At 34.8% G+C, this 14,486-nt stretch carries 11 protein-coding genes; all 11 read right to left on the bottom strand.

The window, feature by feature from the left end; genetic code table 11:
* Positions 1-39: 39 nt before the first annotated feature.
* The gene (locus JN168_RS01920) at positions 40-594 is read right to left on the bottom strand and encodes a GNAT family N-acetyltransferase (RefSeq protein ID WP_279526129.1); all 555 of its coding nucleotides are present in this window, start codon (positions 592-594) and stop codon (positions 40-42) included.
* Positions 595-1,091: 497 nt separating this feature from the next.
* Positions 1,092-3,137 carry a glucose-specific PTS transporter subunit IIBC gene (gene ptsG / locus JN168_RS01915; protein ID WP_229366535.1) on the bottom strand — a complete coding sequence of 682 codons (2,046 nt, stop codon included), beginning with the start codon at positions 3,135-3,137 and terminating at the stop codon, positions 1,092-1,094.
* Between the two features lie 229 nt (positions 3,138-3,366).
* Positions 3,367-4,761 (bottom strand): YfcC family protein, encoded by a 1,395-nt coding sequence (locus JN168_RS01910; protein ID WP_232156080.1) that lies wholly within the window; start codon positions 4,759-4,761, stop codon positions 3,367-3,369.
* Between the two features lie 161 nt (positions 4,762-4,922).
* Entirely contained in the window at positions 4,923-6,665 is a 1,743-nt protein-coding gene (locus JN168_RS01905; RefSeq protein ID WP_042740345.1) for a pyruvate oxidase, read from the bottom strand.
* Positions 6,666-6,741: 76 nt separating this feature from the next.
* Positions 6,742-7,428, bottom strand: a complete 687-nt coding sequence (locus JN168_RS01900; protein ID WP_042740346.1) for an LrgB family protein — start codon at positions 7,426-7,428, stop codon at positions 6,742-6,744.
* Complete coding sequence (locus tag JN168_RS01895; RefSeq protein WP_042740347.1) at positions 7,429-7,815, bottom strand: CidA/LrgA family protein; 387 nt, start codon at positions 7,813-7,815, stop codon at positions 7,429-7,431. It lies immediately after the preceding gene.
* A gap of 243 nt (positions 7,816-8,058) precedes the next feature.
* Entirely contained in the window at positions 8,059-8,934 is an 876-nt protein-coding gene (gene cidR, locus JN168_RS01890) for a cidABC operon transcriptional activator CidR (protein ID WP_042740348.1), read from the bottom strand.
* A gap of 284 nt (positions 8,935-9,218) precedes the next feature.
* Positions 9,219-10,682, bottom strand: a complete 1,464-nt coding sequence (gene nhaC, locus JN168_RS01885; RefSeq protein ID WP_279526128.1) for a Na+/H+ antiporter NhaC — start codon at positions 10,680-10,682, stop codon at positions 9,219-9,221.
* A 236-nt stretch (positions 10,683-10,918) separates the two neighbouring features.
* Positions 10,919-11,890: an SMP-30/gluconolactonase/LRE family protein gene (locus JN168_RS01880; protein WP_279526127.1), complete on the bottom strand. Its 972-nt coding sequence runs from the start codon at positions 11,888-11,890 to the stop codon at positions 10,919-10,921.
* A gap of 156 nt (positions 11,891-12,046) precedes the next feature.
* Entirely contained in the window at positions 12,047-13,327 is a 1,281-nt protein-coding gene (locus tag JN168_RS01875; protein ID WP_279526267.1) for a hydroxymethylglutaryl-CoA reductase, degradative, read from the bottom strand.
* On the bottom strand, positions 13,327-14,481 hold the full coding sequence (locus JN168_RS01870) for a thiolase family protein (RefSeq protein ID WP_042740352.1): 1,155 nt from the start codon (positions 14,479-14,481) through the stop codon (positions 13,327-13,329). The genes JN168_RS01875 and JN168_RS01870 overlap by 1 nt, the downstream gene beginning before the upstream one ends.
* Positions 14,482-14,486 lie beyond the last annotated feature (5 nt).

Genomic DNA, 14,486 nt, shown 5'->3' with positions numbered 1-14,486 from the left:
GAACACTTAACATGTAAAATACTTCTGTATGAGCAATGATCATTGCTTGTTATAATCGCGCTTTAATAATGAATAACGATTCATATCTCTGTATGCCTCACCATCAAACATATCTTCTAAGTCTGTTCCAACATAAGAGAAACCAACCTTTTCCGCGACTTTATTACTAGCAATATTGCGTACATCTGCCTTGATAGTTAATTTATTCAAGCCAAATACTTCAAAGGCAAGATAGCACAAATGTTGAACACATTGCGTCGTTATTTGACGACCTGCGTAATTTTCCGCAATCCAATAACCAATTTCCGCCTTTTTATGTTGCATTTGAATCTTATGCAAATCAATTGTACCTATCAATTCATCTTCAAAATAAATAAGATACAAGCGACCTTTATTTTGTGCTTGATGATTTAGCATCATTGTTAAATATTGTTGCTCATCTTCAAGCGTCATATCCTCTTGAATAAAATCTAGAAAGGTTACTAAATGTTGATAGTTTGATTTTATTGTATTGTACAACGCTTCTGCCATATATAATTCTGGCTGTACAAGTTTAATTTGAGGTGTAACATTTATCGCTAGCTGATACTCCATATAATCACCCTTTTTTTCTATTTATTTCATAGTAGATATAAATTCAGAATTTTTCAACATTTAATTTGGACGAAGTATGCATTGTTGAAATTAGCTATTTAAAGATATCATTTTCAGAGATAAGCATTTCAGTTTCCACCAGTAGCGTTAATCAAGATATATTATATTTTTTATACATTAGACGCCCCGTGCCTCGTTAATTTTGTTTAGTGGTGTTTATTAAATGATACAATCGAGTCTTATTTTTTAGTAATAAGATAAAAGCACTGTGTATGGTTTGCGAGACATCTATGTGAGTAAGGTGAGTGTCGACATGAGACTCGACCCAACTTCCTAGACGAGCAAGCAATAATAATACGAAGTATTGATATAAATTAACAAGCCCCTCAAAGATTTTTGATCTTTGAGGGGCTTTATGCTGGTTAAATATGTCCCAGACTCTAAATTATATCTTTGATACTGTCTTACTATAATCTAACAGTAAGTAAATGTATTGATTATCTCACAGTAATCAACAAGTCACCACTTGTTACATATTCCACATCTTGAACTTTAAAGTTACGCTCTTCTAAGTTTGTTAATATTAACGGTGTCACAATACTTGGTGCGTGTTCTTTAATATAATCAAGGTCCACTTTCATAATTGGCTGACCTTTTTTAATATGTTCATCTGTTGCTACTAAGCTTTCAAATCCTTTACCTTCTAGCTTAACTGTATCTATTCCAATATGAATTAATAGTTCTAATCCATCTTCTGAAATTAACCCTATCGCATGTTTTGTTGGGAATATTGTCTTAACAGTACCATTAAATGGTGCAACAATCGTGCCATCCTCTGGAATAAAGCCTAAACCTTCGCCCATCATTTTTTGTGCAAATACCTGATCCGGCACTTCACTTAAAGGTACGATTTTACCAGTACCAGGGGCAAATACTTCTATCAATGTCTGTTTATCGGCTGTATCTTGATTATCTGCTGCTGGTACTTGTACTACATCATCATCTGTAACCGTTGTTTCACTTGGTTTCGTGATTTCACCACTCATAATCATTGACATGTCATGCTTGATTTGATCTGATTTAGGACCGAAAATAGCTTGCATATTATTTCCAACCTCAAGTACTCCAGATGCACCTAGTTGCTTTAATGCTTCAACGTTTACAGCTGACTTATCATTCACTTCAACTCTTAAACGTGTGATACAAGCATCTAAATGTTTAATATTAGATTTTCCACCCATAGCATCTAAGACTTTAAACGGCAGATCATTTTTCGCTACACTGTTACTTTGCATATCTTTATCTTCTCGGCCTGGTGTTTTATAGTTGAATTTCTTAATAATAAATCTAAAGATAAAGTAGTATAATACGCCATACACAAGACCAACAGGTATAACAAGCCACCATGCTGTTTTATTTGGCATAATATTTAATAATAAAAAGTCTATAAAGCCACCTGAGAATGTATAACCTAGATATACATGAAGTACATACATAATTAAGAAACTCAAACCATCGAGCACTGCATGAATAAAGAATAATAATGGTGCTACAAATAAGAATGAGAATTCTAATGGTTCTGTAATACCTGTTAAGAATGACGTTAAAGCACCTGAAAGCATTAAACCTCCGACTACTTTACGATTTTCCTTTTTAGCAGAATGATAAATTGCTAAGGCAGCTGCTGGTAAACCAAACATCATAACAGGGAATTCCCCACCCATAAATTTACCTGCAGTCAATGGTACATTGTCTCTAATTTGCTCTATAAATATACGCTGATCACCATGAATGATTTGACCTGCTGCATTTTTATAACTACCAAATTCAAACCAGAATGGTGCATGGAAAATATGATGCAAGCCAAATGGAATGAGTAAACGTTTGATAAACCCAAATAAGAATACGGCTAAACCTGTATTTGAATCAAGTAATCCTTCACTAAAGGCATTTAAGCCAGTTTGAATAAACGGCCAAATTACTCCCATTGGAAATGCTAAGATAAACGAACATGTTGCCATCATAATTGGTACAAAGCGTTTACCAGCAAAGAATCCTAAATAACTCGGTAGTGATATATTATAGAATTTGTTGTAACACCATGCAGCTAGTGCCCCGACGATAATACCGCCAAACACCCCTGTTTGTAATGTCGGTATACCCAACACACTAGCATAACCACTTGCAGTGTCATTAACATTTTCAGGTGTAATATGCAAAAATGCACCCATTGTCTTATTCATAACAATAAATCCAACAAAGGCAGCAATAGCTGCTACACCATCACCACTCGCTAAACCAATGGCTACACCGAGTGCAAAGATAATCGGTAAATTATCAAAGATTATCCCACCGGCACCTTCCATCATTTGAGCTACATTTTGAAAACCTTCCGCTTTAATAAATGGTAAATAAGACTGTAAAAACTCTCCTTGAAAAGCTGTTCCAAGTGCTAGTAATAGACCAGCAGCTGGAAGAATTGCAACAGGTAACATCAATGCCTTCCCAATTCGTTGCAATTGTCCAAAAAGTTTCTTAAACATGAATAACATCCCTTCTTAATTCATTTATTACGCGTTATAAGCATATAAAAAAGGCATGAACAAACAAGACTATACATTTCCATAGTCATTTCGTTTGCTCATGCCTGCATCACCAGTAACACGCAATATGATATTGTATTTAAAATCATTATATAATGAAAGCGCTATTTCGACAATATCTTTTTTCATATTTAAAGAAAAATTTCTTACATTCATACAACAATACAGTTTAATACCCTAATAACAATGCAAGCGTCATTGCTACACTACAAACAACCACCCAAAGTAGTATGAGCTTCCAAGCAAACTTTAACCATTGTATATACGTAATCTTTCCTACTGCTAACGCCCCCATCAAAATGGCAGATGTTGGAAATAATACGTTACTAATAGCATCACCATATTGAAAGGCCAAAACTGTAAGTTGTCTATTGATTTCCAACAAATCGGAAATTGGAACCATTAACGGCATCGTTGTTAATGCTTGACCAGACCCGGAAGGAATAAAGAAGTTTAATAAAAATTGTAATACAAACATCATCAATATCACTATTGTTGGATGTACGCCATGTAACAATAATGTCATACCATGAACTATAGAATCTATGATGTGGCCATTTTCTAATATGACGATAATACCTTTTGCAAAACCAACGATCATAGCACCAAATAAGATGTCTTTCATCCCTTCAATCATTGCGTCGAAGGTCCCATTTACGCCCAAACCACCAACAAATCCTGCTAATAAACCTGCTAGAATGAAGTTTGCACTCATTTCATTAAATGACCACCCGAAAGAAAATATACCGTAAACATTTAACAAGATGGTTGCAACAATAAACAGTAGACCAAGCGCTTGTCTCTTACTGAAACGAGACTGCTCGACCGTCGTTTGTACTGACCTTTCTTTCTGCTCTAATTCATAAACGATACTTTTAGACATGTCATTTTTCACCCGGCGACCATATAACATAACGACAGATATCGCTACAAGTAACACCACAATATAAATCACTGTTCGTAATCCCCAACCTGAAAACATAGGCAATTCTGCTACAGATTGTGCAACACCAACGGTAAATGGATTGAGCATGCCTCCTAAAAATCCACTTGCGGCACCAAGTATAACCATTGAAACGCCAGTCATTGCATCATACCCCAATGTTCGTGCAATAATAATGCCTATTGGCACAAATATGATTGTTTCTTCCGCTAATCCAATTGTAAATCCTAATATTGAAAATATGAGCATCGTTAACGGAATCATCAGCACTTTAAATCTACCCAATATTTGCATCGCTGTGTTGACACCATTTTCAAATGCACCAGTCTTATGAACTATCCCAAACGCACCACCAACTAAAAAGATATAAAATACAATTTCGCCACCACTAATAAGCCCTTCTGGTATTGCACGAAATATATCAAAAAATGATACACCATGCTGATTAATCTCATGGTATGTACCTGATACCACTAATGTTTGTCCATCCTTTTTCTCTCTATCATATGCACCGGCAGGTATAATATAAGTTAATACACTTGCACAGACAATAATAGATAATAGTAGCGCATAAGTATGTGGTGTTTTAATATGTTTCAATTGTTTAATTCGTTTTGTCATTGTGAATAAACATCCCCTTCAATACATCACATATGTAATTTTACTATATATCAATAACCTATTTTCCTGGAAATATTCAATTACCTTAATTTCATATAAAAAACAACCCGAAATAAGCTCGTTGCTCATTTCGGGTTGTTGATTGATTACTATTTAAATGATTAGAAGAAACGTCTCATTGCAGTAGACATTGGTGGTAATTCATCAAAGTCTAATTTTTTATCTTCTGTGATTGATCTATACGCCCATTTACCATAATTAATTGCTTCATCTTTAACAATTTTACCTGGTAATGGTGCTGCAGTTGGATCAACATATACATTGACAATTGTTGGTTTGTCTTGTGACATTGCATCTTCAACAACTTCATCGATTCGATGTGGGTCAGTTAATGTATAACCGACACCGCCACAACTTTCAGCAAATTTTGCTAAATCAATGTCTGTAAAGTCAATAGCATATTCTAATTCACCTGCTGCTTGTTGCTCGTATTTGATAAATGACAATTGTTGATTATTTAAGACAAAGATTGTCATCGGTAAGTCATATTGAACTGCAGTGGCAAAGTCTTGCATTACCATTTCAAAGCCACCGTCACCTGCAATACCTACGACTTGGCGATTTGGATATGCACGTTTAGCAGCAATTGCACCTGGTAATGCACAACCCATTGTACCTAACCAACTTGAAATAATAAATTTATTATTAACAGTTAAATCTAAATAACGTGTTGACCAAACTGTAGATGTACCAACATCTATAGAGAAGATTGCATCATCTGTTCTGACTTTATTAATCGCATCCATTAAGCGCTCTGGACGAATTGGACTGCTTTCATCTTGTTTATCTGCAGTCATCCAAGAGTCCCACGTAGCCTTACGTTCTAATGTTTTATTTAAGAAATCTCTATTAGAAACAAACTTCACAGAATCTGTAAGTTGTTGTAAAGCATATTTACTGTCTCCAATTATACCTACATTAATGTCAAAGCGATGTCCAATTGCTTCCGGATTTGTATCAATTTGAATTGCTTTGATATTTTTCTTAGGTAAATAATCTACATATGGATAATTTGTACCTACCATAATTAATAAATCTGCTTCTTGAATCGTTTGATAAGATGTTTTAGTCCCTATTTTACCTAAATTACCAATATTATATGGATGTGCATCAGGTAAAATTCCTTTTGCAGGTAATGTGATAATTGAAGGGATTTTTACCGCTTCGATAAATTCACGTACTTCATCTTTAGCATGTTTAGCACCAGTACCGATTAACATAACTGGTCGTTTACTCTTATTGATTAATTTAGTTGCTTTTTTAATACTTCTTGGTTTAGGTGCAATACGTGCTGGTGGAGCAGTATCAACTGGTGTATTGGTATTGTCTTTAACCTTATTAGTTAACAAGTTATTTGGCAAGATAAGTACTGCCACACCTTTTTTCTCGTAAGCTGTACGAATCGCTTCATTAACAATGCCAAAGATATCTTTATCATTTTCTGAAATTTGGCGATTATACACAGCTACATCTTCAACCATTTTACTAATATCAGTTTCTTGGAATGCTTTAGTACCTAATGCTGTGCTATTTGTTTGTCCTGATAAAATCAATTGTGGCACATTATCCATCTTGGCATCATACATACCATTTAATAAATGAACAATACCAGGTCCACCAATACTTAAAGCAACCCCAATTTTCCCTGTTAATTTTGTATAACTAGCTGCAGCTAAACTTGCAACTTCTTCGTGTCTTACATGTACAAACTCAATATTTTCTCTCACTGTTCTTAAACTGTCTACGACAGCATCTATTGAATCTCCTGGAATACCATATAAGTGATCAATATCCCAAGCTTGTAACGCTTTAACTAATGCATGATTTGCTTTAATTTTTGCCATTTTAAAATAGCCCCTTTCAAACATTTCACTATATATTTTTAACTTCCATAATTCAAAAATCTATAAAACGATTACTCTAATATAAGAAAAGGATGAGTATTGGTAACAACACTGAGCTCATCACTGCAGTTAAAATCATACCTATTGAGCTAAATGCACCTGATTCTAGATCCATTTCTAATGCCTTTGCCGTACCAAATGCATGTGACGCATTTCCATATGTTAAACCTTTAGCTATTGATGTTTCAAATCTGCCGAATCTTAACAAATAAGAACCCACAATACTGCCAATCAAACCAGTTGCAACGATAAACATAACGGTAATCGTGTCTATACCACCGAGTTGATGAGACACTTCAATACCTACTGCTGCAGTCATAGATCTTGGCAACATTGTAACTATCACTTCTTTAGAATAGCCAAATAGTTTAAGAATACTATATACAAATATGAAATTTAATAACACTGCTGCGAGTACACTACTAACAATTATCTTTAAATGGGCCATTATCTTTTGACGGTTTTGATAAAGAGGAAAAGCAAGGCATACAACCGTACAATTTAGAAGATAATTGATCCATTGTCCACCGACCATATAATCTTGATAACCTTCATTTGATAATAATAGTACGATGATGATGCCTATGGATGATATTAATGCTGGATTTAAAAATGGACTTTTGTATCGTTGTTGTAATTTCTTGGCGCCGATATACATGATTACAGTTAATACAATCATGAAAATTGTTTTTAGTATTAACATCTAATTTTGTCCATTCCCGTATCTTGTGATTTTAACCATTTTTTCAGCAATAAATCCTGAAATTAATGCCACACAACATGTTCCAAATATTACCATTGTAAAGAACAACACGAAGTTAACATCAATTTCCGACACAACATCCATGACACCTACCACTGAAGGTATAAAGAAAAATACCATAAATGTTAAAAAGAAGTTAGCACCATCATTCACCCATTTAGATGGTATAACTTTAAATTGTAATAATAAGAAAAATAAAAATAAACCTACAATACTACCTGCGATGGGGATGTGTAACACTTGTTGTAGCACATTGCCCAAATAAGTAATAACCATTATGACCATGATTTGCATCAGTGTTCTAATAACTTTGCGTGCGATATGCAATACTCATCATTCCTTTAGAACAGTTTCACGAACTGTTATTTTTGTTTACATATATAAGTATAAGTGAGAATCACTCATAATAAAAATATTGATTTTTAATATAAATTATTACTTTTTTCTATGGAAACGCTTTACATTATAGTTATTTATAATATGAATTTATTACATTAAAAAAAGCCCCATCGACTTTTCAGTTGTCGATAGAGCTATCATTCAATAATCTATTCTATATTATGTCACGCATTATAAATGTAATTTCATAAAATCTATCCACTGTCTTGTGGCATGACTTAAATATTTATCCTTTTTCCAAATAACTCCTAATTCCCAACGCATGGATTGATCTACAATTTTTATATTTTTAAAATTGTTATCAAGCATATTCACAATATTTTCTGGCAATATACTTACACCAAGATGCGCACTTAATAAATTTTCTATAAAGTTCCACTGCGAAATCTTGGAAATTGTATTAGGGATAAACCCTGCATTTTTAGCTGCTTCAATAATTTTATCATTTAAATAGAAATCTTCATTAAATAAAATAAAGTCTTCATCTTTTAACATGTGCATTTCAATCTCGTCGTAACGTGCTAGCTCATGTTCCTTATTCAGTACGAGACGTAAATCTTCTTGATAAAGTGGTATTGAATGAAATATCGTTTTATCTACGGGTAATGTTGTTATACCTATATCAATTTCATCATTAATAAGTTGTGTTTCAATCATTTTTCCGCCATTTTCAACTAGGTTATATGTTACATTTGGATATTGTTGATGGAATTGTCCTAAAATATGGATAAATTGATTCATATTCATTACAGCAGATAATCCAATGCTAATATGTCCTGTCTCTAAACCAAGTAAGCTATTAATCTCCTTGGGTAAATCATTATAAAGCGTCAATATTTCTTTACATTTTTGAAAGAATATTTTACCTGCATCCGTTAATACCAATTGACGTTTACTTCTGTCAAATAGTGGCATATTAAGTTCTTTCTCTAAATCTTTGATCGCCTTACTGATTGTCGGTTGTGCAATATATAATGACTTAGACGCATTTGTCATGCCATCTTGATTTACCACTTCAACAAAGTATTTCATCTGCTTAATATCCATAGTATGTCTCCCCTAATCCAAACAAAGTGAAAGCTTGATTATCAGTAGTATAACACTGATTGAGCTGTGACAAAAAAAGATAGACACCCGGCATAGTCATTCGGACTCAATGATTCGGACTCAATGATTCGGACTCAATGATTCAGACTTAACTCATACACATCCTACAATATTGAACAGTAAGCCATTAATATTAGCCATATTCACATATTGATTCGCATATGTTGTCTTATCATGCCGATAGACTTTAACGAGTGTCTAAAGTATGCTTTAACAAAGTGTAATTAAACTAACTCTGTTCCTTTAGTATTATTTAATGATTTTCCATCATTATCATCGTCTAATTTAATAATTTTAAAGCCAATATAACCAAATATAATAGATATAATAGGCACAGTATAATTTAAGATAGCATAAGGTGCATATTCCATAACTGAAACACCTAATGTCGAAGCGATAAACACACCACAAGTATTCCATGGCGCAAATACAGACGTCAGTGTCCCTCCATCTTCTAATGCTCTTGATAAGTTCTTTGGATGTAATCCCTTCTCTTTAAACGTACTTGCATACATGCGAGAAGGTACAATGATTGATATATATTGTTCTGAGCATGTAAAGTTTGTTCCTATGCATGACACAATTACTGACGCAATAAGTGATCCCGTCGATTTTGCAAACTTTAAGATTACAGAAATCAATGCTGCAAGCATACCGGAATATTCCAATACTCCACCAAATGTCATTGCAACAAGCGTTAATGATATCGTGTAGAACATTGACTCCAAACCACCACGGTTAAACAATTCATCGACTAACTTATTACCTGAATCAATCGTATAACCCGTTTGTAAGGCTGTTAATGCTTCCGTTAAGCTGCCACCTTGAATAAAGATTTGTGCAAAGAATCCTAGAATAATACCTACGACAATGGCTGGTATTGCTGGAACTTTGACTACGACTAGCGCAATGACAATGAGTGGAATTAATAGTAACCATGGCGTAATAACGAACTGATCTTGCATTGTATGTAATATTTTATCGATATTTTTAGTATCAAAATGCTTAGCACCAAATTGTTGACCAATAAAGAAAAAGGCAATCAACGTAATTATCAACGCAGGAATTGTTGTATAAAGCATGTGTTTAATGTGATCAAATAAATCTACATCACTTAGACCTGAAGCCAAATTGGTAGTGTCTGACAGTGGACTCATTTTATCACCAAAATACGAACCACAAATGACCGCACCGGCAACCATCCCAGGTGATATTCCCATACTAATACCAATCCCCATAGAAGCTACACCAACTGTTGCCATAGTCGACCAACTACTACCAATAGCTAAAGCCACAATTCCACATAGAATAACGACCACCGTTAAAAAGTATCTAGGATCAATTAATTGTAAACCGTAATAAATCATCGTAGCTACAACACCGCTACCAATCCATGAACCGATGATCAAACCAACTAAGATAATAATAACGATCGCTGGCAAAGCATGACGTATCCCCTTATACATCATTTCTTCCACTTCTTCAAATGTATAACCGTGTAACATAGTGACAATAATAGCAACTGCAGTTCCAATCATGAGTGGAATGTGGGGTTCCTTCTCAAGTACAGCAACTGTAAATAACATGCAAGCTATCATTATTGCTAATGTAAATACTGCAGCAGTAATCCCTATTTCTTTTTTCGTAGTGACTTTGTCTTGTTCAGTTCCTTTTTTCTTATTAAACATTAACAGCGCCTCCCTTTGTTAAATAAATAATACCTAAAAAAGAAAGCGCTTTCAACAACGTATTTATCTTTTATCTGTATTTTATTCAGCACTAATTATCATTGAACATAATATATTCTATATAATTTGTACTTTATATTTTCAGCTTTTACCAATCTTTAATTGAAAGCATTAAATCTTAAAAATCGCTAGCGACAAGTAACATTCCGAACGCTAACGATCTATTAATAGTTATCTTAATGAAATTGGTAACTATGATGACCTTTGGCAAAACCTTTAGCTGTATATATCCAAGATGCGCCACCATTTTCAATATCATTTGAACAAATCAGCAACTGATCTGTACCAGGGATAAATGCAGGATGTGTTGAACGTAACATCTTCCCACTATCTCTACCTGGAATTAATATTTGGCCTATAGGGTAACCTTTAGGATTAAAAACTAACACACGTCCTTGACCATACATCGCAACATATAAATTATCATCTGCATCTATACAACAAGAGTCTGGTCCTTCATGCCCTGTAAAATGATAAGGGATTGATGCGCCAAACGGTGCAATTGTGACACCATCTTCTAATAAATCGACTCTATGCAAACGATTCGCATTCGTCTCAGTTACCCATAGAGTACGCTCATCCGTGCTCAATGCAATACCATTTGCTACTGCAAGATTTAACAGAACAGGTGTCACACTTTTATATTCAGGATCGACGTAATAAACGCCACCTTTTGGATTTGTCGAATAGCCCCTAAAATCAGTAAAATAAAAACCACCTTTACTATCAAATACTAAGTCATCGACACAGTATTCCGTTTCAATATCCGAAATAATCATTTGTTGTTGTTCACCGTTAGCATCGACCGCATAAATACCACCTGAACTTTCAAAATCTCCTAAATAACATACAAACAATCGACCATCTTTATGAATTTTGACTGCAGCAGGATTTTGTTTATTAGCAGTAAAATGTGCTTTTACTTTCTTTTCAGGCATTTCAACTTTAAAGATAGTCCCTCCAAAAACCTCACACAACATTAAATCTCCTTGACGATCAAAACATAGTCCTTCTAATTGTAAACCATCATCAGAAATTTTCACCCATGGTTCTGCAATAACAGTTTGTAAGTATTGTTCGTGTGCTTGTAAAGGAACTGCAGTAGCTGCTGCCCCCGTATAATTTAACTTTGGAATTTCATTTGTCATGCTTATTCCTCCTCAAATAGTATCCTCACTTATTATATGATAACGCTTACTTTATTTGTAGTAATACTATAAAAAAAGCCTAAAGCCAGTTATCATCTATAACAAAGTACATCGTACTTCAAATCTGATACTAGCGTTTAGACTATATTATATTTATTATTGCTGCGTTCTAATGTCAGCTAATAATTGCTCGGCAACTGCCGTATTGGCTTGTGGCTGTTGCTTTAACAACTGAGCAACTTGTTCGATTTCTGCACCTTGTGCGCCAACTACGATAGCTAACGACTTAAATTGCAAACTCATATGTCCTTGTTGGATCCCTTCAGATACAAGTGCTCGACAAGCTGAGAAATTCTGTGCAAGTCCAACTGCTGCAACAACATGACCTAATTCTTTAGCTGAGGTTACTTTCATTAAATCTAATGCCGCCTTTGCAACGGGTAATACTTTCGTACCTCCACCAACGGTTGCTAATGTCATTGGAACTTCGATTGTGCCGATTAATTTTTGACGTTGCTCATCATATTCCCATGTAGCAATACCTCGATATTGACCATCTTTACTAGCATAAGCATGTGCGCTAGCTTCAGCTCCTCTTGTATCATTACCTGTAGCTAACACTACTGCATGAATTCCATTCATAACACCTTTATTATGTGTAGCAGCACGATGAATATCCACTTGTGCTAAGACAGAAGCTCGTTCCATGCGTTTTGCAACAATGTGTCCGTCTCGATCACCCTTTGTCAAAGCATCGACGTCAATTTCACCTTGCACTTTAACAACTGATGCTGTCGCATGGTTTGACAGTATACTCATTAAAATATCTATATCTGACAATTCATTATTCAAGTAGGCCGTAATACCTTCCAAAATAGTATTTAGCATATTAGCGCCCATTGCATCTTGTGTATCAACATATACCTTTAATGACAATAATTGCGCTTCTGCAAAGGTATCAATTTCTATTTTATGATACCCACCGCCACGCTTTAAAATAGATGGATAAGATTCATCAGCAATTTGCTTAATCTTCGGTTCTAATTCTTGTAATTTGTTGGCTAATGCTGTTGTATCAGTAACGCCATCAAATACGATTTGACCTATCATCAAGCGCTCACTAGCTACAACTTTAAACCCACCAGTCTGATTTACTAACTTTGCACCATAACTTGCTGCTGCAACAACTGACGGTTCCTCTACCATCATTGGCACGACATATGATTTACCATCGACAATAATTTCCGGCAATAAACCTACTGGTAATGCACCTTGTCCAATTACATTTTCAATTAAACTATCAGCGATTTCCTCGGAAATTAATGGATCATGTAAAAACATATCCCGATTCTCTTCACTTAACCAGCCTTTAGTAACCAATTCCTCTAATTTTTCTTTACGTGACAAATGACGAAATGTCTTGCCTAAGCGTTCCATCATTTATCCCCCTTCTCAATCAACATAGCGATACCTAAGCCCCCACCAATACAAGCCGTTGCAACACCTGTTTGCTTTTGCTCTTGTGCTAAAGCGTTCACTAAAGTTGTTACTAATCTTGTGCCACTCGCACCAATTGGATGACCTAAAGCAATTGCACCACCATATAAATTAAGTTTTTCTTCAGGAATATTTAAATTCTTTGTTACAGGAATACTTTGTGCTGCAAATGCTTCTGTCATTTCAACTATATCAACTTCATCAATATCTCTATCAGCTTTATTTAATAGTTGTGTGACAGCATGATATGGTGCATAACCCATAAATTCTGGATCACAACCAATTTCTGCATGTTCACCAACATAAGCTAGTATTTCAAAACCTTCTTGTTTTGCGTAATCTGCATCCATAAGTATCACTGTTGACGCACCATCATTGATACTTGAAGCATTGCCACCTGTTACAGTTCCATCTTCTTTAAAGATTGTTTTTAATGTCGCTAATTTCTCTATACTACTATTGCCTCTAATACCTTCATCTGTCGTCATCCATTCACCGTCTATATCTTTTAACGGTACAATTTCGTTGTCGAACTTCCCTGATAATGTTGCTTCATGTGCTTTTCTTTGAGATTCGTTAGCAAATGCATCTTGTTGTTCTCTTGTCACATCATATTTCTCTGCTATTTTCTCTGCAGTGATGCCCATTGGTACATCCATAAAAGCATCTGTTAAACCATCATGCATAAAGCTTGCTACAGGTGTTTCATCATCGTTTAGTATTAACTTAGGTGCATTAGTCATACTTTCTACACCGCCTACAGCAACGACCTTGGCTTCTCCCAATTGAATGAGCTGTTTACCCAAGATAATCGATTTCAGTCCCGAACCACACACTTCATTAATTGTCATCGCTGGTACAGTATTCGGGATACCAGCATTTATACTAATTTGGCGTGCTGGATTTTGCCCACTACCACTTTGCAATACATTTCCGTAAATGACTTGATCTACGATTTCCGGATTAATTTCAACCGCTTTCATAGCTGCTTCTAATGTTTTAGTACCAAGCTCTACAGCTGAATAATTGCTTAACTTCCCTTTATATCTCCCGATTGGTGTACGCTTTGCGCTAACAATAGCTATATTATTCATTATAA

This window comes from Staphylococcus gallinarum (assembly GCF_029774255.1).
GTDB lineage: Bacteria > Bacillota > Bacilli > Staphylococcales > Staphylococcaceae > Staphylococcus > Staphylococcus gallinarum.
The sequence above is the reverse complement of the archived record's forward strand: the minus strand, read 5'-3'. Positions and strand labels throughout refer to the sequence as shown.

Excerpts from the sequence above, each read along its gene's own strand:
- JN168_RS01920 (WP_279526129.1), bottom strand. The coding sequence starts at position 594 with ATGGAGTATCAGCTAGCGATAAATGTTACACCTCAAATTAAACTTGTA.
- JN168_RS01905 (WP_042740345.1), bottom strand. The coding sequence starts at position 6,665 with ATGGCAAAAATTAAAGCAAATCATGCATTAGTTAAAGCGTTACAAGCT.
- ptsG (WP_229366535.1), bottom strand. The coding sequence starts at position 3,137 with ATGTTTAAGAAACTTTTTGGACAATTGCAACGAATTGGGAAGGCATTG.
- JN168_RS01870 (WP_042740352.1), bottom strand. The coding sequence starts at position 14,481 with ATGAATAATATAGCTATTGTTAGCGCAAAGCGTACACCAATCGGGAGA.
- JN168_RS01875 (WP_279526267.1), bottom strand. The coding sequence starts at position 13,327 with ATGGAACGCTTAGGCAAGACATTTCGTCATTTGTCACGTAAAGAAAAA.
- JN168_RS01910 (WP_232156080.1), bottom strand. The coding sequence starts at position 4,761 with ATGACAAAACGAATTAAACAATTGAAACATATTAAAACACCACATACT.
- nhaC (WP_279526128.1), bottom strand. The coding sequence starts at position 10,682 with ATGTTTAATAAGAAAAAAGGAACTGAACAAGACAAAGTCACTACGAAA.
- JN168_RS01900 (WP_042740346.1), bottom strand. The coding sequence starts at position 7,428 with ATGTTAATACTAAAAACAATTTTCATGATTGTATTAACTGTAATCATG.
- cidR (WP_042740348.1), bottom strand. The coding sequence starts at position 8,934 with ATGGATATTAAGCAGATGAAATACTTTGTTGAAGTGGTAAATCAAGAT.
- JN168_RS01880 (WP_279526127.1), bottom strand. The coding sequence starts at position 11,890 with ATGACAAATGAAATTCCAAAGTTAAATTATACGGGGGCAGCAGCTACT.